The 22,550-nt window shown below is 37.1% G+C and carries 27 protein-coding genes, 1 riboswitch and 2 other annotated features; of the genes, 5 read left to right on the plus strand and 22 right to left on the minus strand.

All coding sequences use genetic code 11. The features are described from left to right. Window positions 1-161: 161 nt before the first annotated feature. A riboswitch (glycine riboswitch) is annotated at window positions 162-254 on the minus strand. A 144-nt stretch (window positions 255-398) separates the two neighbouring features. The 7 genes from AC6BKE_RS22225 to comGA all read right to left on the minus strand — a co-directional run bounded on the left by AC6BKE_RS22225 (window position 399) and on the right by comGA (window position 4,690). Then, a complete protein-coding gene (locus AC6BKE_RS22225; protein ID WP_036120210.1) occupies window positions 399-914 on the minus strand; it encodes a shikimate kinase in 516 nt (171 codons plus the stop codon). Window positions 915-1,112: 198 nt separating this feature from the next. Then, complete coding sequence (gene comGF, locus AC6BKE_RS22230) at window positions 1,113-1,538, minus strand: competence type IV pilus minor pilin ComGF (protein WP_330493181.1); 426 nt, start codon at window positions 1,536-1,538, stop codon at window positions 1,113-1,115. Further along, the gene (locus AC6BKE_RS22235) at window positions 1,531-1,848 is read right to left on the minus strand and encodes a type II secretion system protein (protein ID WP_036120217.1); all 318 of its coding nucleotides are present in this window, start codon (window positions 1,846-1,848) and stop codon (window positions 1,531-1,533) included. Before AC6BKE_RS22235 ends, comGF begins: the two co-directional genes overlap by 8 nt. Further along, entirely contained in the window at window positions 1,841-2,308 is a 468-nt protein-coding gene (comGD, locus tag AC6BKE_RS22240; RefSeq protein ID WP_051891606.1) for a competence type IV pilus minor pilin ComGD, read from the minus strand. The genes AC6BKE_RS22235 and comGD overlap by 8 nt, the downstream gene beginning before the upstream one ends. Further along, entirely contained in the window at window positions 2,277-2,615 is a 339-nt protein-coding gene (gene comGC, locus AC6BKE_RS22245) for a competence type IV pilus major pilin ComGC (RefSeq protein WP_036120220.1), read from the minus strand. Before comGC ends, comGD begins: the two co-directional genes overlap by 32 nt. A 10-nt stretch (window positions 2,616-2,625) precedes the next feature. Then, window positions 2,626-3,696: a competence type IV pilus assembly protein ComGB gene (gene comGB, locus AC6BKE_RS22250; RefSeq protein ID WP_036120223.1), complete on the minus strand. Its 1,071-nt coding sequence runs from the start codon at window positions 3,694-3,696 to the stop codon at window positions 2,626-2,628. Beyond that, entirely contained in the window at window positions 3,671-4,690 is a 1,020-nt protein-coding gene (gene comGA / locus AC6BKE_RS22255) for a competence type IV pilus ATPase ComGA (RefSeq protein ID WP_036120226.1), read from the minus strand. Before comGA ends, comGB begins: the two co-directional genes overlap by 26 nt. A 328-nt stretch (window positions 4,691-5,018) precedes the next feature. On the opposite strand from comGA, the gene AC6BKE_RS22260 reads away from it, so the two are divergent. Both AC6BKE_RS22260 and AC6BKE_RS22265 read left to right on the plus strand, forming a co-directional pair. Continuing rightward, the gene (locus AC6BKE_RS22260) at window positions 5,019-5,729 is read left to right on the plus strand and encodes a helix-turn-helix transcriptional regulator (protein ID WP_036120229.1); all 711 of its coding nucleotides are present in this window, start codon (window positions 5,019-5,021) and stop codon (window positions 5,727-5,729) included. Between the two features lie 118 nt (window positions 5,730-5,847). After that, window positions 5,848-6,090: a DUF2626 family protein gene (locus tag AC6BKE_RS22265; protein WP_004231035.1), complete on the plus strand. Its 243-nt coding sequence runs from the start codon at window positions 5,848-5,850 to the stop codon at window positions 6,088-6,090. Between the two features lie 66 nt (window positions 6,091-6,156). Here AC6BKE_RS22265 and AC6BKE_RS22270 read toward each other — a convergent pair whose 3' ends face one another. Continuing rightward, window positions 6,157-6,801, minus strand: coding sequence for an MBL fold metallo-hydrolase (locus tag AC6BKE_RS22270; protein WP_058844132.1), 645 nt, complete (start codon window positions 6,799-6,801; stop codon window positions 6,157-6,159). 169 nt (window positions 6,802-6,970) lie between these two features. Between AC6BKE_RS22270 and AC6BKE_RS22275 the strand changes: the two genes are divergently transcribed. Continuing rightward, entirely contained in the window at window positions 6,971-7,150 is a 180-nt protein-coding gene (locus tag AC6BKE_RS22275) for a DUF2759 domain-containing protein (protein WP_036120238.1), read from the plus strand. A gap of 53 nt (window positions 7,151-7,203) precedes the next feature. On the opposite strand, the gene tyrS is transcribed toward AC6BKE_RS22275, so the two are convergent. The 5 genes from tyrS to rpmG all read right to left on the minus strand — a co-directional run bounded on the left by tyrS (window position 7,204) and on the right by rpmG (window position 12,154). Next, a complete protein-coding gene (gene tyrS, locus AC6BKE_RS22280) occupies window positions 7,204-8,418 on the minus strand; it encodes a tyrosine--tRNA ligase (RefSeq protein ID WP_499858070.1) in 1,215 nt (404 codons plus the stop codon). A 145-nt stretch (window positions 8,419-8,563) separates the two neighbouring features. Further along, window positions 8,564-8,804, minus strand: a binding site (T-box leader). A gap of 125 nt (window positions 8,805-8,929) precedes the next feature. Continuing rightward, on the minus strand, window positions 8,930-10,825 hold the full coding sequence (locus AC6BKE_RS22285) for an LTA synthase family protein (RefSeq protein ID WP_271910317.1): 1,896 nt from the start codon (window positions 10,823-10,825) through the stop codon (window positions 8,930-8,932). Window positions 10,826-11,105: 280 nt separating this feature from the next. Next, on the minus strand, window positions 11,106-11,315 hold the full coding sequence (locus tag AC6BKE_RS22290) for a YqgQ family protein (RefSeq protein WP_036120247.1): 210 nt from the start codon (window positions 11,313-11,315) through the stop codon (window positions 11,106-11,108). Further along, complete coding sequence (locus tag AC6BKE_RS22295; protein WP_036120249.1) at window positions 11,308-11,901, minus strand: 5-formyltetrahydrofolate cyclo-ligase; 594 nt, start codon at window positions 11,899-11,901, stop codon at window positions 11,308-11,310. The genes AC6BKE_RS22290 and AC6BKE_RS22295 overlap by 8 nt, the downstream gene beginning before the upstream one ends. Window positions 11,902-12,004: 103 nt before the next feature. Next, window positions 12,005-12,154: a 50S ribosomal protein L33 gene (rpmG, locus tag AC6BKE_RS22300; RefSeq protein ID WP_008408521.1), complete on the minus strand. Its 150-nt coding sequence runs from the start codon at window positions 12,152-12,154 to the stop codon at window positions 12,005-12,007. A gap of 150 nt (window positions 12,155-12,304) precedes the next feature. Between rpmG and AC6BKE_RS22305 the strand changes: the two genes are divergently transcribed. Continuing rightward, the gene (locus tag AC6BKE_RS22305; protein ID WP_308221987.1) at window positions 12,305-12,757 is read left to right on the plus strand and encodes a hypothetical protein; all 453 of its coding nucleotides are present in this window, start codon (window positions 12,305-12,307) and stop codon (window positions 12,755-12,757) included. A 3-nt stretch (window positions 12,758-12,760) separates the two neighbouring features. Continuing rightward, on the plus strand, window positions 12,761-13,243 hold the full coding sequence (locus tag AC6BKE_RS22310; protein ID WP_036120279.1) for a hypothetical protein: 483 nt from the start codon (window positions 12,761-12,763) through the stop codon (window positions 13,241-13,243). A 45-nt stretch (window positions 13,244-13,288) separates the two neighbouring features. Here AC6BKE_RS22310 and AC6BKE_RS22315 read toward each other — a convergent pair whose 3' ends face one another. From AC6BKE_RS22315 to AC6BKE_RS22355, 9 genes are all read right to left on the minus strand, one after another. After that, window positions 13,289-13,861: an anthranilate synthase component II gene (locus AC6BKE_RS22315; protein WP_036120254.1), complete on the minus strand. Its 573-nt coding sequence runs from the start codon at window positions 13,859-13,861 to the stop codon at window positions 13,289-13,291. Continuing rightward, window positions 13,858-15,243: an anthranilate synthase component I gene (gene trpE / locus AC6BKE_RS22320; protein WP_499858075.1), complete on the minus strand. Its 1,386-nt coding sequence runs from the start codon at window positions 15,241-15,243 to the stop codon at window positions 13,858-13,860. Before trpE ends, AC6BKE_RS22315 begins: the two co-directional genes overlap by 4 nt. A gap of 286 nt (window positions 15,244-15,529) precedes the next feature. Beyond that, window positions 15,530-15,741: a binding site (T-box leader), on the minus strand. A gap of 39 nt (window positions 15,742-15,780) precedes the next feature. Further along, window positions 15,781-16,851, minus strand: a complete 1,071-nt coding sequence (locus AC6BKE_RS22325) for a mechanosensitive ion channel family protein (RefSeq protein ID WP_271910326.1) — start codon at window positions 16,849-16,851, stop codon at window positions 15,781-15,783. 75 nt (window positions 16,852-16,926) lie between these two features. Then, the gene (locus AC6BKE_RS22330) at window positions 16,927-17,799 is read right to left on the minus strand and encodes a vWA domain-containing protein (RefSeq protein ID WP_089934838.1); all 873 of its coding nucleotides are present in this window, start codon (window positions 17,797-17,799) and stop codon (window positions 16,927-16,929) included. 176 nt (window positions 17,800-17,975) lie between these two features. Beyond that, window positions 17,976-18,635 carry a phosphate signaling complex protein PhoU gene (gene phoU / locus AC6BKE_RS22335; protein ID WP_036120292.1) on the minus strand — a complete coding sequence of 220 codons (660 nt, stop codon included), beginning with the start codon at window positions 18,633-18,635 and terminating at the stop codon, window positions 17,976-17,978. A gap of 13 nt (window positions 18,636-18,648) precedes the next feature. Continuing rightward, window positions 18,649-19,434: a phosphate ABC transporter ATP-binding protein PstB gene (gene pstB, locus AC6BKE_RS22340; RefSeq protein WP_231745038.1), complete on the minus strand. Its 786-nt coding sequence runs from the start codon at window positions 19,432-19,434 to the stop codon at window positions 18,649-18,651. Window positions 19,435-19,494: 60 nt separating this feature from the next. Next, window positions 19,495-20,373 (minus strand): phosphate ABC transporter permease PstA, encoded by an 879-nt coding sequence (gene pstA, locus AC6BKE_RS22345; protein WP_036120300.1) that lies wholly within the window; start codon window positions 20,371-20,373, stop codon window positions 19,495-19,497. 1 nt (window position 20,374) lies between these two features. Then, on the minus strand, window positions 20,375-21,322 hold the full coding sequence (gene pstC, locus AC6BKE_RS22350; protein WP_036120302.1) for a phosphate ABC transporter permease subunit PstC: 948 nt from the start codon (window positions 21,320-21,322) through the stop codon (window positions 20,375-20,377). Window positions 21,323-21,386: 64 nt separating this feature from the next. Further along, window positions 21,387-22,361, minus strand: coding sequence for a PstS family phosphate ABC transporter substrate-binding protein (locus AC6BKE_RS22355; protein WP_036120305.1), 975 nt, complete (start codon window positions 22,359-22,361; stop codon window positions 21,387-21,389). Between the last annotated feature and the right edge of the window lie 189 nt (window positions 22,362-22,550).

Raw genomic sequence — 22,550 nt, forward strand, 5'->3', positions numbered from 1 at the left:
ACCTGTGGACATAAAAAAAGACAGACGAACCCCTTTTCGGGATTCTCTGTCCTTGCACCTGAAAGTTACACCAGACTGGCTCGCAAGTTTTCACACTGCCAATCAGCCGGCTTTCCCCTTTGGTGGCTGTTATTGTTATACTACAGCTCTCTCCAGAGTTGCGTCTTGTACGAGTCCTTTTACCTGAGAGATTCATAGCCATTTACTACTTGCTCCTTCGGTGGCGTCTACACGCGCTCTCCCCGCACAATCATCCGCCCAAGATAGTTCTTGGTACTATTTAGTAGTCAATGAACATTTAGTTACTTATTTGTCTATATCCTAACATTAAATGCATTGAAAAGGCAATCATTTTTTAAAAGATAATAAAACACGAACATAATTTATCAATAATACAATCATCGTTCGTTTTTTAATCTTTTCACTTGAAATACTAAATACTCTAGAATATGACGGATAGTTCTACCTTCTGTCAATACTTGGATATGTCCTACCTCACGGTAAAACTTCCTTCTGTAATGATACAGGCTTTCTAGCTCTTCCTTTGTAGAGCTCTGGACAATGGGTCTGTTTGGATCATGCTGTATTCGTTTATAAATATCTTCAAAAGACGCATCTAAAAAAAACACTAATCCACTACGTCTCATAATTTTTCGATTCTCAGCATTAATGGCAACGCCACCACCTGTAGAAATAATACAAGCCTCATCTCTGAAATTTTTCAAAAATTCTGTTTCTATTTCTCGAAAATGGGCCTCTCCGTATTTTTCAAAAATCTGTGGAATTGTCATTCCCTGCTGGCGCACAATCTCACGATCCATATCATAATATGGCATCTTTAATAAATAACTTAAACGTCTTCCTAACGCACTTTTCCCACTGCCCATAAAGCCAACTAAATATATTTTTCGCAATTCGGATCACCTTCTTATAACTACGATTCTACACTGTCTGACAAAATTTGTCCTAATAAATTTATCGTAGTTTGAACATTTAATTTTTCTAGCCCATCATATGTTCGAAACTGCATTTCATAAGACATACAATACGCAAGAACAAAAGTAGTTACAAAAAATAATAATGCAATTGCGATCAAAAAAATAGCCCCTCTGTCATTTTTCAATAATTGGCACATAGAAGCTTCGCTCCTTTTGAATACCGCTAGTCATTTCGACAGCTACCGTCAGCATGTTTTCTGTATAGTTAAATTGGCATTTATTAATTCCGATTAGCATGGGAACATGTCCACCATTTATTTGCTCACGAATAATATTAGGATAGCAATCAATGTGATGGATTGTATTTGCAGTTTGAAAGCTCACTCTTTTTCGATCTTCCCGAATAGCAAACGCAGAGACATTCTGTAGAGAATGATTTACATCATAAACAAATAGCTCCCACTTTGTTTGTTCATCTGTTAGCATGGTTGATTTCATTTCAGCAAACCACAGCATAATAAGAACAAAAAGATGAGATACAAGCACAAAAACAACCAATTGAAATATGGCTTCTATTAATGTATAGCCTTTGTCATTCACGGACTTCACCTGTATCTTGTATACATTTTTGGCGCAGTTCACGCATGTTTTGAAAACGGACACAAATTTGTTGTCCATCAAATTCCCAATGATACTCTACTTGTTCAATGGTCCTAGAGCCTTCTGTTTGCTGTACTGCCTGATATTGCTTTAAACCTTCATAGGCAGTTTCAGCTGCGATGAGTTCTAGTTTTTTATTTGTAAGATTCGTCTTCATCGTATAGGTAAGCGGTATTAACGACATACACAATATTGTTAAAATCCCCATAGCTAAAATGGTTTCTACAAAAGAATAGCCTGACTCATTCAACTCTAGCTCTCCCTCGTCCTAATGTAATAACGACCTTTTTCTTTCCTTGAGGGGTTTTAAAGGCAATGGTTCCAGCTGACATAACATTTCCTTTAGTATTATAACTAAGTGTATGAATAGAACTTTCTGCGTTCAAAAACTCCACTCCTTTTGGAAAAGGACGTTCATATAAAATGGTATAAAAATCTTTTTGAATAACATAACGATTACTGGGACTTATTATTTTCATTGCTATATATTGCCGTTCATTCATGCTATAGGTTTGAATATACTGAATATCTAGTTGCATTTGCGTAAAAAATCGTTCCAATTCCTTTGCTTCTGCTATTTTGAATGAAAATTTACTAACAATCGCTGTTAAACTCATAACAAGAAACAAAACAATCAGTATTTCAAGAATTGTAAAACCACCATTTTTATTATGTTCATCAGCTATTTGACCCTGTTTCCAAATCTGCATTGGCTAGTCGTACCTCTCCCTCATTCGTGATGACTATTTCGGCTTTATTTGGGCAAGTCGTTTCATGTTCTTTTAAATAGCCTTTCATCACTAGATCATCTAATGTTGGATAGGTCATAAAATCTACTCGATAGGCCTCGACCTGCCCTTGTACCATAGATATATAAGCCTTACAGCCCTTCTCATCAATGGTAGCAAAATGCTTCGTAACATTTGGAATCGTAATTAAAATAAGGATTGAAATGATTAATAAAACAATTAGCATCTCGATTAAAGTGAACCCTGCTTGTTCGTTGATACGTTTCATCTTTTCCCTCCTAAACTAATTCAATCATGTGATAGATGGGTAATAATAAACTGACATAGGCAGCTACTATACAGACTGCTATGAGGATAAAGAAGGTTGGTTGTACAAATGCTAATACTTTTTGCAGAAGTTGTTCCTGTTTTTCCAGTAATAATTCGCTATACAACACTAATTCTTTTCCTAAATAGCCGCTTTGCTCACCGTGCTCTACAAAAACAGGAAAATCCTTTTGAAAAACAGCTAGTCTCATTACGGCAAGTGTTAGTGACTCTCCAAAAATAACCCTTTCTTTTATGCGCTGCGAAAGAATTTGCAGAAAAGGTTGAAGTTGTTGCTCTTCTAAAAGTTGGAGGCTGGCTTGTAATGAAAATCCACTTTGCAGTAAGCTTCCTAAATAAGCAGCAAACTGTCTTGTTAATATCAGTCGCATATAGCGTTGAATAAAAGGAATCTTGAATAGGATGGTGAGTTGATGTGCAGTAGGCTGTCGATTGAGATAGAGACGAACAATAAATAAACTGCCTGTTGCGATGAAAATGGTGAGGATGACTACATCAGGAACATGTAATAACGTAGTGGACAACGTAATACTTGTTTCTGTTTCTGCGGTTCGGCCGGCTACCAGTCTTTCGATGTTTGGTAAAAAGATGGTACGAAACACCAAAAATAATAACAGCAAAAATACGATCAGCGTGACAGGATAGATCAGCAGCTTTATGAGCTTTTTCTTGGTCATTTCACTTACCTTTATTTGCTTAGCTACACCTTGTAAAGCTTCTATCATATGACCATTATTTTCTGCTACCTTGATGGCCATTAAATAATGCTTGCTCAGCTGTAAAGTTTCAAGTATCCCTGCAACCCCTTCCCCTTGCTTCAGTTTTTCATCAATTTGCTGCTGCATATCTTCATGCGCCTTTATATGATGAGGCAATAGCATTGAAATGGCCTGTGGAAATAAATATCCTTCTTGCATTAACACACATAATCGATTAAAAAATTGTGCCTGCTCCCTTACTCGCCATTTTGTCGCCCTACTATAATAAAGCAAAACATTATGGATATATGTTTGTAGGTGCATAAAAGCTCTCCACTAATTCTTTTTGTCCCATTAATGTTAATTCATAAGGGAGTTCATAGTTGACCTTTTCTTTAATCGCAGAAATGGCTCTTGTTAAATGAACATCCTGTAAAATTTCATATACCGCACGGCGCTCATCTTGTACTGCTGAAGTCTGAACAAGTATTTGTGCCACAATACCGATAATCGTTTGATGAAGCTCCTCTATCGACACATCTAAGTCCATTAAACGATACAGGCAACGAATGGTATCTTTTGCATGAATGGTTGAGACAACTAAGTGTCCTGTTAAGGCAGCTTGGATAGCAATTTTTGCTGTCTCTTTATCTCGAATTTCACCAATCATGATAACATCAGGAGAGTGACGTAAAATGGCTTTTAGTCCCATAGCATATGTAACGCCCGCTCGCTCGTTCACTTGAATTTGAAGTAAATTTGCTTGGCTATTTTCTACAGGATCTTCTAAAGAAATCACATGCCGATTTAATTCTGTGGAACAATAGTGGATTAAGGAATAGAGTGATGTAGATTTGCCAGAGCCTGTTGCGCCTGTAAAAAACAGAAGACCTTGACGATGTTGCACAAGCTCCATTAAATTGTGTGCTGCACTTTTGGAATAGCTTAATGACGTTAGTGGGAATGTATGATTTTGGAGAAGTAAACGGATAATCAGGCTTTCTTTTAAAAAGACGGAAGGCAGTGTGGATACTCGAAAGGCGTATGGATTGTGTTCCATTGCTTTTTGAAAGGAGCCGCTTTGAGGTTTTCGTCGTTCACTGATATCTAATGCCGCAAGAAATTTATAGTAGGAAATCATTCTTTCTGCAAGTTCATTTGGGAGCTCACCAGCTTGGAGTAGCTTATCATATTTTCGAAAATAAACCTGATATCTTTTATTACCTGGAACGAGTAATAAATCGGATGCACCAAAATGATAGGCCTTTAGTAAAAGTTGCTCACATTTTTGTTCGACAACTGTTTCAAAATTCTGCATATATGCACCTCACTTCTAGTTCATTCGAATATGACCGCTCTATTCGTTATTTCCTAGTATAAAGAGGAAAATGCCACGAGAAAAGCCCTTTTCTGAAAATAAAAATTTGTTGTACATTTTCCTGTCAATCATGTTTTTTGCTATAAAAATGTGGATAAAGTGCAGTTTCCCACTAAAAAAGAAGATAAATGCATGAAAAAATTAATATTTATGCCGAAATGAACTGTACCTTTTTCAATAATACAATATAATAGAATGAACATGATTATTTTCCTAACACTTGGTAGGCGAACATAATTTTTTAAAAAAATTTAAAGAGGTGAAGCGCATGATCCATCCATTGAAAATTACTAGTACATTAGCCGATGAAACAAGGTACTCTATTTATGAGTACATATTGCAAGAGAAAAAAACAGTCACAGTACAACATATTGCTGATCAATTCGGCATCCATCCAAACGTTGCTCGGCTTCATTTAACAAAGCTTTCAGAAATCAATATTATTTCTGCGGACTATGTCAAAACAGGCAAAGGTGGTAGACCTGGACGTGTTTATAAAGCTTCAGAGAAAGGCGTATCTCTAACATTTCCAAGACGCGATGAAGATCGTTTATTAAAATGGACGATCCAATTAATTGAAGACATTGGACCATCTGCCTTAACGAAGTGCCAAGAAATTAGCTACCAAGACGGATACCAGCAAATGAAAAATTATATCAGCGCTGAATTAACATTAAATAATTCTCTATCCTTCGATGAAAAGCTTCAGCTGTTAACGGACAATGCCGCTTTAATTGGCTATATTCCACAAATTCAACAAACCGAACATGGCAAAAAAGTGACCTTCTCCATCTTCAATTGTCCTTTCCAGGAGCAACTTACTTCGCATTCTGATATTGTTTGTTCATTACATGAATCCTATTTAAAAGGTCAATTAGATGCATTGTTTACGAACAATGAATTTGTGCAAATTGAAAGTATGATACATAATTGCGATTTATGTAAATATGAAATAAACGTGACAGAAATCGAAAGCTAGATTAAAAATCCATTTGTTTGTCACAAAGACGGAGAAGTTCCAGTTTACAGACACCTTTCATATCATTTATAATGAGTAAGAGATTATTGTGTCGTGGGCAAAAGGAGGGGAAATCTTCATGGATAATATGTATAAAGTTATGGCATTCTGGACAGGTATTTTTGCCGTTATGTTCTACCTTGGTGGTATGAACGAGGTATCGCTATTATTCTTAGGTAATACAGGTTTATTCTTATTATTAGGCTTCTTAAACCTTTCAGAACGTATGTACATGTACATTTTCGGAGCATATTTAACTGTATTCTTCGCTGGCTTCACGTACTATACAACATTCATTCACGTACCTGGTGGCGGTCATTAATACAAAAAAAATCGCGTATCTCACAATGCTGAGATACGCTTTTTTATGCGCTTTGGTTATTCCTTTTTAAAATCCATTTAAGAAAGGATTTGTCTCCATTTCTGCGCCTACTGTTGTATAATTTCCGTGTCCAGGATAAATAATAGTATCCTCGGGTAATGTCAACAATTTGTGATGAATGGATGCTAATAATACTTTTGTTGAGCCACCTACTAAATCTGTACGTCCCACACCTTGTTCAAATAACGTATCTCCAACAATGGCAAAACCGTCATTATCAAAAACATAAGAAATACTACCAGGTGAATGTCCAGGCGTAAAAACAGCTTGGAAAGCAAAATTACTGATCTCAAATAGCTGTTCTTCTTTAATAATTGTGTCTTGCGCTGGTGCTGCTACCCTATAATCTGGTAATGCAGCATATTTACTAGAGCCATTCTTCGTTGGATCTCCTAGCCAGCTAACTTCCTTTTCATGAATCCATACAGGAATATCAAACACTTCGCGTACAGCATCTACAGCCCCTATATGATCAAAATGGGCATGTGTTAAAAAGATAGCAAGTGGTTTTAAGCCATTGCTACGAATTGTTTTAATAAGACGCTCTGCTTCCTCACCTGGATCAAATATAATACATTCTTTTTCTTTATTCGATACGATATAGCAATTCGTTTGAACAGGTCCAAGAGAATAACTTCGTACGTTCATCATAGTGATCACCTCAACTTTCTATTATACAGGCTTTGCCACAATTTGACGATAAATGTTCATAGTTTACGCTATTTTAGTTCTCGACAAAAACAAACAGAACGTTTACAATTAAGGAGGAATATTGTTTGCGACATTCATTTTCTGATGTCGAAAGGAGTGTCTATTTTTAATGAACTTATTAATGGTTATTTTTGGTCTAGTAGCGATTTTAGCTGTAGTTGGTACATTCCAAGCAATTAAAGAAAAGAACCTATTAAGCGTTGTTTTCAACTTATTAAGTGCCGCTGTATTTGGATGGTTCGTCATCATGACGATTGTTCACAGTGGGTATCCACCACAATTACACTAAAATTCAGACAAAAAGGAGCAGTCTCCCTGGAGATTGCTCTTTTTTTGTATTTATTATTTATTTAATTTAAGAAATCGTTTCTTACCAATTTGAATGACATCATCATTCATTAGTACAAGTGATAAATCATCCATCACTATTTTTTCTCCATTCAAGGATACTCCATTTTGCTTGATTAACCGCAGAAATTCACTCTTACTATGAATATAATCCATTGCCACTAGTTGTGGGATAATATCCACTATTCTTTCCTTATCAATTTCTAGGAGCAGTATAGGAATATTTTTTGGTATTTCCTTTCTTTGAAATGCAGCTTGGAAATAGGATTTAGCTTCCTCCATTGCTGTAGTCCCATGGTATAAGGCCGTTATAATTTCTGCTAACTGTAATTTTACATCACGGGGATTCTCTCCCATTTGCAGTCTATCTTGAATGGTTTGCACTTGTAGTGGATGCTCATCTGTTGCTAGTTCAAAATATTTGATGAGTAAGGCATCTGGTACTTCCATTACCTTTTTAAACATGACCTCTGGCGCTTCACTGACACCAATATAATTGCCAAGGCTCTTACTCATTTTTTCAATGCCATCTAAACCTTCGAGTAATGGCATAAAAATGGCAATTTGTTTTTCTAACCGCCGTTGCTTTTGTAAGGTGCGGCCCATTAAAATATTGAATGTTTGATCTGTTCCCCCTAATTCAATATCGGCCTGTAGCTCTACCGAATCATATGCTTGCATAAGCGGGTAGAAAAATTCGTGGATGCCAATTGGTATTTGCTGACGGTACCGTTTTTGAAAGTCCTCACGTTCTAACAGTCGAGCAACGGATGTCGTGGCTGCCAGCTGAATGACTTCTTCAAATGACAGCTTTGCTAACCATTCACTATTGAAACGAATAGTTGTCTTGTTCATATCTATCACTTTAAAAATTTGCTCACAGTATGTTTTAGCGTTTTGCTTGACCATGTCATCACTTAACGCGACACGGCCTTTTGCTTTACCCGTTGGATCACCAATACGCCCTGTAAAATCACCGATAACAATGACCGCCTGATGCCCTAAATCCTGCATTTGCTTTATTTTCCGTAGAACGACTGCATGCCCTAAATGAATATCCGGGGCGGACGGATCAAGCCCTAACTTAATGATTAAAGGCTTCTGCTCCTTATAGGATCGCTCTAATTTTTCGAGTAATTCCTGCTCATCAACGATTTGATCAGCACCCTTCTTAATTATCGCTAATTGCTCTTTTGGTGTTAAAAACATATGAAACATCTCCTTGTAATATTAAATATTAATATTGCAAGCTCTATAAGAGTTCACTAATCAACTACGCCTCAGCGTAAGAGGACGGCCAAATCAAGATAAACACTTGGGCTGTAAAGGCATAAAAAAAGCCCTTAGGACTAATCCTAAGGACGTTCATGAACGTGTTACCACCTTTTTTCGAGAGCTATTCACACAGCCCTCCTCAATAAGTACAGCCATAGCGATACTTTTGCAATGATTACGGATGCAACCCCGTCGTAGCCTACTAAAATTTCGGTACGCAGCTCCAAGATGTATTCACTTTAATATCCCTTGCGCCTCTCAGCAACCGGCTACTCTCTGTCAGTTCGATTAAAGCTACTCGTTCTTTTCCATGCCTTTCACTCTTATACTCCGAAATGCAAAAACAAATCTTCGTTATGCAGATATTTAAATTTATTATAATTGCTTATAGTAATTTGTCAATCAAAAAAGAAAAGAGAGACCTCAACTTGAGATCTCTCTTTTGTTATTTGACGGAATCCTGTTTTAAATTACCTGTCTTTTCATCATAGAAACGTAGCAGGTCTCCATTTATGATAGCATCGGAATTTTCCAGCTCCATTGTCGCACGATCAGCATATGACTGGCATGGCTCACCATCTATTTCTTCACCAGTTGCTTTGTCATAGCAAGCTTCTCCAGCATAAACATATTTATCTGTTATAAAGCGTCCATCACGGAAGACAACAAAATCCTCATGCTCTGGAGAGAATAAATCTGCACCCATTTGCATGTCTTTTGACGTTTCAACGCCAAGAAGATGTAAGATTGTTGGACGTAAATCCATTTGTCCTGAAATCTCTGTCATTTCTTTACCATCGTCAGATCCTGGGATATGGATGAATAAAGGCACTTCTTGAAGCAATGCATTGTCCATTGGTGTAATTTGTTCTTTTCCTAAATATTGTGCCATCGCTTTATTATGGTTTTCAGAAATACCATAATGGTCTCCATACATTACGATAATAGAGTTATCATAAACACCTTGATCTTTTAACTCTTGGAAGAAGTCTTTTAAAGCTTCATCCATATAACGTACTGTCTGGAAGTAACGATTTAATGTACCTGAATTTGAATCATATTCAGGAATCATAATATCTTCAGGATCCAAAGTGAATGGATAGTGGTTCGTTAACGTAATTAATCTTGAATAGAATGGCTGTGGCATGTCTTTCATTAAAGCAGCAGATTGCTCTAAGAATGGTGTATCTTTCATACCCCAGTTGACAGCTTGCCCTTCTTCAACCGTATATGAATCTATATCGTAGAATTTATTAATTTTTAACGATTGATACATGATATCACGGTTCCAGAATGATTTATTATTCGGGTGCATGACATTTGTAAAGTAGCCATTTTCTCCAAGGCGTTCAGCCATTGAATTATACGTATTTCCACCATGCGTGAAGAATACAGCACCACGACCTAATCCAAACAATGAGTTTTCAACAATAAACTCTGAGTCAGATGTTTTTCCTAAGCCTGTTTGGTGATAGAAGTTACTGAAATAATACGTATCTTTATCTTTTGTTAAAGAGTTTAAGAATGGCGTAATTTCATGACCATTCATATCATTATTGATGACAAAGTTTTGTAAAGACTCCATCGACACAACAATTAAGTTGCGACCTTTATATTTCCCAAACATCTCTGGGTTAACGGCAGCCTGATTAGAACGCACATAGTTGTTTACTTCAACTAATTCACTGCCATCCGCTAATGCACGCTGAGCAGATGATTTAGTTTGAATATAAATATCATACAAATGGTAATTGTACGTACCAATATTTTTTACTAATAATTCGCGGTCAAAACTACGTGTTAATAATTGTGGACGCTCTGTTTCAGCTAATCCTAAGTTTAAAAATGAAATTGCGACTGCTAATACAAAAAATGCACGTCGGAATTCAATATTCACTTTAAATGCTTCTTTCATTTTCGGTAAAAATTTATTCGCTAAGATTAAAATAACGACATCAACGAAATATAATACATCCCATGGCTCAACAATGGCTGCTACTGATGTTCCTAAGTCACTGAAATTACTTGTTTGGAATAATACTGGTAGCGTAATAAAGTCATTGTAGAATCGATAGAACGCTACATTTCCGTATAAAACAATGGATAAAATAACGCTGACCGTAATCAGATAACGATTTCTAGCTTTTGCTGATTTAAAGAATAGTGATAAACCATACGTAAATAGCAAGAAGCTTAATGGATTAATAAACAAAATAAATTGTTGCATTGCATTTTCAATTTTCATCTCAAAGCTTGTGTGGTAAACAATGACCGTTTTGATCCATGTTGCTATAATTGCTAGTATCATAAATGAATGTTTAGGCCACTTTATTGATTTCATTCCTAACATCCTCCCTACTTCCTTACAAAAAAATAATAATTTTTTACATTTTGTTACGGAAACAAAATATATCTTAATCCTTTTTTAACAGATAATCAACACATATCTTTTGGAAATTTTTTTCTCCGCGCTCTTTTTATGCACCAGACATCTATATATACGTTTTGGAATGTAAAAAGTTTCTTAAAAACATAAAAACAGCGGAAATCCACTGTTTTTAAGAATATTACATACTTGTTACATTATTTTCACAATACTCCATTACATTATATTTTAAACATTACTTTTTATTTTCTTCCATACGAAGTTTTGTTGTTTCTTGTCGAATGAGTAACAATGCCATTTGATAGTCTTTTATGTCTAGTACATTTGCTTTATAGAGCTCACGTATTTCATCCTCCATTAACATCAAATCGCCAATGGGATCACGTGTATAAATAAAAGTACCATATGTTTTCAAAAGTTCATAAATATCTAACATTTTATCCATTTTCGCTCGCTCCTCGTTGTGCTAGACAATCAATACGTTCTGTCGGTGTCATAATGATGTCTACTGGGCAATCATGCTCCTCGGCTGGGACACAATCAATGATTTGCTCATCAAAGAGCAGCGACATCAGCTTCCCTTTTTTATAGTTTAATACATAGCGGTCATAATAACCACCGCCATAGCCGATTCGATAGCCATTACGGTCAAAAACAACGCCAGGCACAAGGATGACATCCATGTCATTTGCGTCAACTAACTCACATCTTGCTGGAATAGGCTCACGCAAATGCATATATACAGTTTCAAGCTGGGCAAATGAATCAATAATGTAAAATGACATTGCTCTTGTTTTTGGATGACATTTCGGAACAGCGACCTTTTTACCAAGTCGCCATAATTCTTCAATTAAAAGAATGGTGTCGACTTCTGGCTTATTTGAAATGGTCATGCCAATTATATTTGCTTCTATTATATATGATTCCTGTAGCACCTTTTTTACGATAGCTAATGATTGATATTGATAAGCTTCATCAGTCATTGTCGCAAGAGCTTGTCGCATCTTATTTCGTAATGTTGTTTTATCCATCCAGGCTACCTCCTATATCATCATACTTCGTATCCTTATACCCGAAATGATTTCATAAAATGTAGAAAGCCAAAACCACTTGTGGTTTTGGCTTAATGAGCGATTACTTAGTTTCACGGTGAAGAGTGTATTTCTTCTCGCGAGAGCAATATTTTTTAAGTTCAAGACGCTCTGGATTGTTACGCTTGTTCTTTTTAGAAATGTAGTTACGTTCGCCGCAATCTGTGCAAGCTAAAGTAATGTTTACGCGCATCATTAACCCTCCCACTCTATATCAAGAATTAAAATTTGAGCATGATTTATACGACTAACCTATTATAACATAAACTGAAAAAAAATCTACCTTCATTTCATATTAAGTTTGCATATGGTAAAATATCTTATAATTACATACTACATTGAGGTGAAACTATTGGATTTATCCATCTTACTAATGAGTATCGGCATAATTTTAATCATCCTATCGTTCTTTTTCAAAAATAGCTCGAAAAAAATCGAAAAAGATGTCGAAGAATTATCCATCTCGATCTTCCAAGAAACAAATAATTTAAAGCGTCGCCTAAAAATTGTCGAGGAAGAACTTTTATTAGAGCCTGAATTCCAAGTGAAATCAACATCAGCTCCGAGTCAAAAAGGACAAAACCCTAAAGTTCAACAAGTCATGCAAGCTGTTCAACAGGCTGCACAAGCGTCAAAAATTGCACAAACGACAACCCAAGTCAAACCGATTCATCAAATTATTGTTAGTCAGGTGCTCGAATTAAATAAACAAGGTCTTTCTGTAGCTGATATCAGTATTCGTTCTAATTTAACAGAAGAGCAAGTTCGTCAAGTCATTGCAAATGGAGGTCGATAAGTGATGAACAAGTCCGCCATCCGCGCATTTGGCATTGCCATTTTTCTTGTCGGAGCTTTGCTAGCACTCTCCAGTCGCTTTGATGTAAATATTGGTCTCCCTACTAAAGAAGCTGGCAATCTGCAACAGGTAGAACAACTGCAAGATAAGCTAAACAAGGCCAACCAAGAAATTGCCTCGTTAAAGGGACAATTAAAGCCAGTACATACAACAGAAGAAACGTCTACGACAGATTCTGATGAACAAGCCGTTGAAGAAACAAACGGTGATGTGACAAAGATGACATTGCAATTATACAGTGGAATCACACCCTATATTGTGGCACAAAAGCTTGAAGACGGCGGCATTATTACCAATAGTGTTGAAATGGAGTTACTACTCGCTAACGCAAAATATGCCCGCAGCTTACAAATCGGCTCCTATGAAGTCAATTCTTCCATGTCTTTAGAAGAAATTGCTAAGTTAATTACAGGCAAAAAGCAGTAACCTAAAAAGCTGTCGTCACATTAGACGACAGCTTTTTTGCGGCCATTACGCTATACTATCGAGGAAGGCTTGCATCATGATATTGCCTTCTTTTGTGCCGATTGATTCTGGGTGAAACTGCAGACCATAAAGAGGATAATTCTTATGTTGAATGGCCATAATCTCCCCATCATCACCGGCTGTTGCAATTATGTTAAAATCCTTATGCAATGTCCTTGCTTCAATAATTAAAGAATGATAACGCATTACTTCAATATCACCCTTTATTCGCTTAAATAAACCTGTTTGCTCGTATTGTAATGGTGACAGCTTTCCATGCATAATATTTTGGGCCTGCACAATATTGGAGCCAAAAGCCTGCCCAATCGATTGATGGCCAAGGCATATACCTAAAATGGGGAAATTTTGATACAGTTCCTTGATGACAGCTACCGTGATACCTGCTTCAGCAGGTGTTCCTGGTCCAGGAGATAAAATGATGGCTTCAGGCGACATTTCTTGAATTTCTTCTATTGTAATAGCATCATTTCGCACGACTTTAACGTTTTTTCCCAGCACGCTGATTTGTTGAAATAGGTTATAAGTAAAGGAATCATAATTATCGATTAATAAAATCATTTTTTGACCTCCAATAGCGCACGGGCTTTATTGAGCGTTTCCTCGTATTCCGACAATGGGATGGAGTCATAAACAATTCCCGCCCCTGCCTGTACATGGGCTTTTTGATCCTTAATGAGCATTGTTCGAATAGCGAGTGCTAAGTCCATATCACCTGTTGTTGAAATATAGCCCACCGCTCCCGCGTACACGCCCCGCTTCACTGGTTCCAATTCATTAATCAGTTGCATGGCTCGAATTTTAGGTGCTCCTGACACAGTCCCAGCTGGTAGACAAGCACGCAGTACATCCAGAACATGGAGGTCGTCTCGTAATTCTGCCATTACCTCTGACACCATATGCATCACATATTTATACCGTTCAATATTCATGTATTTCATTAGCTTTACAGAACCGACTTTGGCAATGCGTCCAAGATCATTGCGACCTAAATCTACTAACATACGATGCTCCGCTATTTCCTTTTCATCTGCTAATAGAGCATTTGCAATTGCTTCATCCTGTTCTGTTGTCGCGCCACGCGGCTTTGTACCAGCTATTGGATTGGTTGTCACCTGACGATTTTTTACCTTTACCAGACTTTCCGGAGATGTTCCTAAAATAACATAGGATCCAAAATCCATATAGAACATATAGGGTGACGGATTCGATGTGCGTAATTGACGATAAAGTGAGAATGGTGAACCTGTGAACGGTGCTGAAAAGCGTTGTGATAATACGATTTGAAAAATATCTCCTCTTAAAATATGCTGCTTAGCACGTTCCACCAAAGAAACAAATCGCTCCTTTGTCATCATTGGTGTAAAATGTAGTTCATCTACCTTCAATGCCTCAAAGGTCGTACCTGCACAAAGCTGTTGCTCTATTGTCGCAATAGCAGCCTCCATCTCCTCTATTGAAAGCCCCTCCTGAAATAGATCAATCGAGGCTAGTGTGATTTCCTGTGTTACATGATCAAAAACAATAAAGGTATCATAGAAAAAAACATGCACATCAGGCATGGCTAAATCATCCTGTAAATAGTTTCCGATTTTTTCTGTATAAAAAGCTGTTTCATAGCCAAAGAAACCTATGATCCCACCAAAAAAGGCGAATGGATAGTGCTCCTCATGAAATGGCATAACTTGCTTTAATTGATCGAGCACATTCCCACTAATTGTGTCCTTTTCCATTCCTCTTGAAAAGATGAATTCTTCCTTGTTCCCTTTCAATTCAGCCACTGGATTGATGGCGATAAAGGAATATCGCCCACTTTCCTCATGCTTGGCTGATGATTCGAACAACATTTTATGCTGCCCGCTCAGTGATTGATACACAGAGATAGGGGTCATCATATCCCCCTGTAATACTTTCATGGCATACTTTCTAAGCTCAACTGTCATACTCTTCTCTCCTTCTCTAAGCTCTTCTCTGCTCTTCTACACCTATCTATCGCCTCCTCCTCAGCGTATGTGTGTTCAGATTTTTTCAAGTTACTAACATAGCATCTCTTCAAAATCTGTGACATCCGATGGAGGGGCTTTCTCTTGCTTCAGCGAGTGTTTGAATCTGCTAAAAAAGTAAAACAAGCATCTATCTCCCCTACACAAGAGGAAAATTTCTGCACCTCACGCTTCACTTTCAGACAAAAACATGACTGAATCAAGATAAAAAAAGGCCTTTCCATCACAAAAGGACGGAAAAGCCGTGGTGCCACCTTCATTGGTCTCCAATCTAGAAGACCCTCTTGAAGCCTTATAACGTAGGCATACGCTAATCCCTACTGTCGTTCAGGATTAGAGCTCCGAAGTCCATTCACCATTCATTTGTACTAGTTTCCACCAACCACTAGCTCTCTATGACAAATTTAAATAGCTACTACTCTTCATCAACGCTGATTTGTAAGTTATATTGTAATGCAAACTATCTCACAATTCAATTTATTTTTTATTTCGTAGACTGTCATCCTCGTAAGGGGTAGCTAACGTAATGGATAACTCCTCCATTATTTGACGAATAGCAAATAAAATATCCTGACGCACTTCTAGCATAACAGCTGTATCATTTGTAGCAATAAAGAAACGAACAAGTACACGATATGAATCATGATGAAATTCATCAATAAAAACATGGATCATCTCTTTCTCCGTTTTGGCATGCAAATAAATTTCCTTATGAATGGCTGTTAAAGCACTACGTAAATGGTCCTCCTCATTTTCGGCTGCTACATAGATAAATTGCTCACATTTCCGTTTTTCTCGTTTTGATAAATTATAAATAGGGCGGTTGACTAAATAGGAATTCGGCACATAGACAAGCCCCTTATCCCCTGTTTGAATTAAGGTACTTCGCAGATTGATATCTTCAATTGTGCCTTCAATTTTTTGATCTTCCGTTGCGATCCAATCTCCTATTTGGAATGGATTATCCAACGCGACAGACATACCACCAAATACATGTGCTAAAGTATCACGAATCCCAAAGGCAATCGCCACACCAGTTAAACCGATCCCTGTTAAAAAGCCATTGAGGTTAAAATCCCAAAACGAAGCAATCGTGAACATAGCAAAAATCATAATGATTACTTTACCAATTCGTAGAAAAAACGGTAATAAGACATTCTGATCCTCTTCACTCGTTAATTCGAATGGTTGTTTCGTATAAAAATTTAACACATCATAAATCCCTTTAAACGCAAAAAACACCAGAATTGACAATACAAAATTTTTCGTTGATCTATGCGTAAATAAAGGAACTTCTATTAAATAAGATAAACTCAGGACAATGACTGTCGTCATAAATGCATAGCCAATTGCTTTACTGAATTGGGCAAGTACATTCGCCTGGAATTTCCGCTGGCGATTTCTTAAAAAAGTCACTACACAATGAATGATTTTTTTTATGATGAAACGTTGAATAAGCCAACCAACTAAACAAATAATGGCGGCAATCAAGACATCCATCCAAGTTGGGACTGTAAATTTAGGTAATAACCAAAGTAATGAATCCATGTATTTCTCCTTTAAAAACCTATGTATCTCCACCAAAAAGGAGCAAACCTTCAGAAACGGTTAGCCCCTATTTTTTTATTGTATAGCATCATCCGCAAAAAAAGCCTTATTGGCAAACCAAAACTGCTGTTTATTAAAATTATGTTCGTGCATGGCGATCACTGAAAATTCAGCATGGTATTTCCGCTTCATTTCCTCTAGCATCGTTCTTGCTTGTTTAGTTATGAGATGCTGTCCATCAATAGGCGTTCCTTCTGTAAAAATAATGACATCCGCTTCAGCATCGAGTTGATTTTCCTGTAGTAATGCTTTAACAAACTGTAAAACAGGCAATATTGCGGCTTCTCCTTGTGCCTTATATTCGATAAAACTTTTAAAATCAGCTAAATTTAAATGACCATTTTCAAAGCGATAGTGAACATGAATTTGACGATCATATGGAACAATATATAAATCGCGACCTTCACGATGAGCATTCATAAATAACGGTAAAATCATACTTTTACAAAGATCAGAGTAAGCAGCCATCCCCGTCGTTTGTTCTAAACAAATAATCATAGGCCCAGGTTCCTGTTGATATTCATGAAATGGCACATAAAAAATATTACCACTTTTTGTTGTCTGTTGCTTGAGCTTTTGACGTCTCAGCTCTGACCATTTTCGTTCATAATATAGGTATTGCTCATGGCCGTTTGCTAAGCGTTCAGCTTTTTCAATAGCAGGGATATTTTCTCGAATTTCATGCATAATATCTGCCAATTCTAGTGCAAATGCTGCCATATTTCGTAATGGCTCGCTCTTGAAAAAATAGTCGATAAAATAATGTTGTTCTCCTTCACTTAACTCCTCTAAATGTAAGTTTTTATAGAGAAAACGTAAATAGTCTAGTTGTTCGTTTGACATCTGCTGGTCAAATTGCTCAATGAATGTTTCGATTGCATCTTTCACGTAGCAGCACCTCCTAAGCATCACATTTTTCGGATAATGTCTATAGTATAGCCAAAAAAAATTTTTGACAATACAATAGTGCTCGTTATAAAGACGCTAGGGAAAAAGACAATGTTGCTGCTACATAAAATTTTTTTATCCAAATGAAAAGAAGAGCTAAAAGTAGCTCTTCCTCATTAATTATTTAATTCATAATGCTTGCCTTTGACTAAGTAAAATAGATGTTCTGCAATATTTGTCGCATGATCGGCAGAGCGTTCTAGATATCGGCAAATAAATGTGAGATGGGTTATCTGCGAAATATGTGCAGGATTTTCTACACCCGCGCGAAGTAAAAGTGTAATTGTTGCCCCGTATAAATCGTCTACATAATCATCTAATTCTGCGATTTCTTTGGCACGTACCGTATCTTCCTCTGTAAAGGCCTTCATGATACTCTCTAGCATTTCGACTGTTTTATTACACATCGTTTGTAGATTGGTTATCGGAAACACTATTGGTTCTTTTCCAATTCGAATCGCTTCCTTAGCAATATTAACCGCATAGTCGCCCACTCTTTCCATATCTGCTGCCGCTTTTACAAGGACCATAAGGCGACGCAAATCTGTTGCCACTGGTTGTTGCTTAGCAATCATTAAAATCACATGGTCATTAATTTCCTCTTCAAGACGATTAATGACTAAATCATCTTCTAAAATTTTCAAGGCTTTTTCTAAGTCCTGCTCTACTAATGCTTCAAAAGCCGTTTGTAGCGCTAGAATACTGCTGTTGGCAAGGGCAATAAATTGACCCTGTACCTCTTGTAACTCTTGTTCAAAACGCTCACGAACTACCATCTATTGCTCCTCCTTAGCCGAAACGTCCTGAAATATAATCTTCTGTGCGTTGATCCGCTGGTGTTTGGAAAATAATATCTGTTTTATCGTATTCAACAACCTCTCCACTTAGGAAGAATGCTGTGCGATCAGAAATACGAGCCGCTTGCTGCATATTATGTGTCACGATGATGATGGAATAATCTTTTTTCAGCTCTTGCACAAGCTCTTCCACCTTCAACGTAGAAATTGGGTCCAAAGCAGATGTTGGCTCATCCATTAAGATGACATCTGGTTCAATCGCTAAGCAACGTGCAATACAAATACGCTGTTGCTGACCACCCGATAACCCATAGGCATTTTGATTTAAACGATCTTTTACCTCATCCCAAATCGCTGCCCCTCTTAGTGACTTCTCCACAATCTCATCCAAAATCTTTTTATTTTTAATCCCATGGATTCTTGGTCCATAGGCAATATTATCATAAATAGATTTTGGGAATGGGTTCGGCTTTTGGAACACCATCCCTACACGTGTCCTTAATTCCTCTACTGTATAGCTTTTATCTAAAATATTTCGCTCACGATAGACGATTTCACCTGATGTTCGAACGCTTGGTACAAGTTCTACCATTCTATTTAATGTTTTTAGATACGTAGATTTACCACAGCCAGATGGCCCAATAATAGCCGTTACTTCATTTTCATAAATACTTAAATTAATATCTTTTAAACCATGGTGATCACCATACCATAAATTTAAGTTTCGTGTATCGTAGACAATATTCTTCGCTCTATCATCTGAAGACTTAGTTGCCATTTGATTCAACTTGACAATCGTTTTTTCCTCTTTTAAATCTAGCACCATAAGGTCACCTCATTAATAACGTTTTTGGAATTTATTTCGTATAAAGATAGCAATAGAGTTCATTAATAGCAGAACCGTCATAAGCACTAAAATACCTGCGGCCGCCACATACTGAAAGGCTTCTTGTGGTCGCTTTGCCCAATCATAAATTTGCATCGGTAATGCAGTGAATTGACTCAATAAACTATTCGGTAAAAACTGTAGAATAACTGGAATCCCGATGACAACAAGTGGAGCTGTTTCTCCAATGGCACGAGACATGGCTAAAATACTTCCTGTTAAAATACCCGGAATGGCAGCTGGTAGCACCACGCGTAAAATGGTTTGCCATTTCGTTGCACCCATACCATATGATGCTTCTCTTTGTTCATTTGGTACGGCACGAATAGCCTCCTGTGCAGCTACAATGATAACAGGCAATATTAATAAACTCATCGTAAACCCTGCGGCTAAAATACTTTTGCCTAGCCCCATCATACGGACAAAAATTGTTAATCCAAGTAATCCAAAAACGATGGAAGGTACACCTGCTAGATTCGATATGTTCATTCGAATAAAGTCGTTAATTCTATTTTTCTTAGCATACTCCTCTAAATAAATCGCAGTACCTACACCTAAAATAATAGATACTGGCGCAACAACTGCCATTAACCACAGTGACCCAATTAAGGCAGCTTTAATCCCTGCCTTATCTGCAAATCGTGATGCAAAATTAGTTAAGAAATCGATATTTAAATAACCAATTCCCTGTGACACTATGCGATATAACAAAATAGCTAAAGTCACAAGCGCAAACATAGTTGCTAAGAAAAATAAGGTTTTCCAAACTTTATTAAATGTAATACGCTTGGTCAATCGTTTCATGACGACCGTGTCATCCATATAGCGCATGCTAATAAACCTCCCTGAAGCGTTTCGAAATATAGTGAGCAAGTAAATTCATGATTAGTGTAAAGATAAATAATGTAAATCCTACTGAATAGATAGAGTAGTAGATTGTTGTACCATAACCTGCATCACCTGTTGAAACTTGTACAATGTACGCCGTCATTGTTTGAATGGAATCCGTTACATTTAAATCAAATTTCGGTGTAGATCCTCCAGCAAGTGAAACAATCATTGTTTCTCCAATTGCCCGGGAAATAGCTAACACGATTGAAGCAATAATTCCCGATAGTGCAGCTGGTAATACTACTTTAATAGCTACCTCAAATTTCGTCGCACCTAGAGCTAAAGCTCCTTCACGCATACTATTTGGTACGGATGACATCGCATCCTCTGATAGAGATGTAATCATAGGTAAAATCATGATACCTACAACAATCCCAGGACTTAATGCATTAAATAATTTGAGTCCAGGTACAATTTCTTGTAAAACAGGTGTGACAAACGTTAATGCAAAGAAACCATAGACGATTGTTGGTACACCTGCTAATACCTCTAAAATCGGTTTCACTGTACGTCGTGTTTTCTCACTTGCATATTCACTTAAATAGATAGCTGAAGCAATTCCAAATGGTACGGCTACTACAACTGCAATAAGTGTCACTTTTAATGTACCTGCGATTAATGGCAAAATTCCAAATAACGGTTCATTTCCTGAAAACGGTAACCACTTTGTCCCAAATAGGAAATCCGTAATCGACACACGTTTAAAGAACTCAAACGTTTCAAAAATAAGGGTGAAAACAATGCCAAACGTTGTTAAAATCGAAATAATAGCGGCAGAAAATAATAGAGCTGGCATTGCTTTTTCCACTATTTTCTTTGTTTTTTGATTGCGAGAATTTGCAATTAATTGCTGCACAGATGATGTCTTATTTTCCTTTTGAGAAACCATTGGGAGCTCCTTTCAAATAAGTGAGGGAAAGAGCATACATCTCTTTCCCTCTATGCATGTCTACTTATTTTAAGCCTTCTAAAGTTTTTAAGCCTTCAGTATATTTTTCTTCTGGTAAACGAACATAGCCAACTGCCTCAGCCATATCGCCTGCATTTTCAAGTGTAAATTGAATGAAGTCATATGCTGCTTCATTATCTTTCATAGCACTATTTTTCACGTAAGTGAATAGTGGGCGTGAAAGTGGTGTATATTCGCCACCCTCTATTGTTTCATTTGTTGGTTCAACACCATTTACTTTGACAATGTTTAATTTATCTTTATTTTCAAGATAGTAAGCATAGCCGAAGAAACCGATTGCGTTTTTGTCACCAGCTACACCTTGCACTAGCATATTATCATCCTCTGATAATGTTGCTGAGCTTACTAGATCCGCACCATCTAAAATGACTTCATCGAAGTAATCGTATGTGCCTGAATCAGTACCTGGTGAATAGTAAACGATTTTTTCATCTGGCCATGATGGATCAATATCAGACCATTTTTTCTCTTTTCCATCTTCAACCCAAATTTTTTGTAATTGTTCTACTGTTAAATCCTTTGCCCAATCATTTTCTGGGTTCACCACTACAGATAAACCGTCATATGCTAAAGCTAGCTCTGTAAAATCAATACCCGCTTCTTCTAATTTCGATTTCTCTTCATCTTTTATATTACGAGATGCATTTGAAAAGTCTGTTTCACCTGCGATGAATTTTTCAAAACCACCACCAGTACCAGAAACCCCCACTGATACTTTGACATCTGGTTGTGCGCCTGCATACTCTTCAACAACTGCCTCAATGATTGGTGCTACTGTTGATGAGCCATCTCCAGCTACAGATCCTTGTAGCTTTTCATCAGCAGCTTCTTGTCCTGAACTAGCTGGTGCGTTCGTTTCTGCATTGTTTCCATTTTGTGCAGAATCGCTACCACATGCACCTAGCATTAATGCAGAACCCATTACTGCTGTCATCGTTAAGTACTTCCACTTTTTCATCTCATTTGCCTCCGTCGTGAACTGTTTTATAGTTATTTGTCTTACAATCTTTACTATAATGACTGATTGTTGAAGTCGTATAAACGGTTCGTAAAAGAGATGTAAATGAATGTAATGCTTTGTAAACGATTGTAAAGACGCATTTACAATCGTCACGGTAAAATGGCGTCCTGAGAGTAGATGATTCGA

The sequence above is a fragment of the Lysinibacillus sp. COL-1 genome (assembly GCF_059814265.1).